The sequence below is a fragment of the Aureimonas sp. AU40 genome, from assembly GCF_001463785.1.
Taxonomy (GTDB): domain Bacteria; phylum Pseudomonadota; class Alphaproteobacteria; order Rhizobiales; family Rhizobiaceae; genus Aureimonas.
On sequence record NZ_BBWL01000076.1, the window covers coordinates 1 to 352 of the forward strand.

Annotated in this window: 1 protein-coding gene; it reads left to right on the forward strand. The window is 63.6% G+C overall.

The annotated features are described in order from the left end of the window. The coding region (locus tag AUL32_RS24320; RefSeq protein ID WP_441294112.1) for a flagellin N-terminal helical domain-containing protein at positions 1-352 on the forward strand (352 nt) is incomplete at both ends.

The window sequence follows — 352 nt, forward strand, 5'->3', positions numbered from 1 at the left end:
AAGCGTGAACACGAATGCGGCGGCTCTCACGGCGCTGCGCACTCTGCAGAACACCAACCAGCAGCTCGAGTCGACGCAGTCGCGCATCTCGACCGGCTACAAGATCGGCGAAGCCAAGGACAACGCGGCCTACTGGGCGATCTCCACGACGTTGAAGTCCGACAACAAGTCGCTCTCCACGGTCAAGGACGCGCTCGGCCTCGGCGCTTCGACGGTGGATACGGCGTACCAGGGCCTGAGCAAGGCCAAGGACGTCCTGGACGAGATCAAGTCCAAGCTGACCGCCGCCACCCAGGACGGCGTCAATCGCGACACGATCCAGCAGGAAATCGGCCAGCTGCAGGCTCAGCTG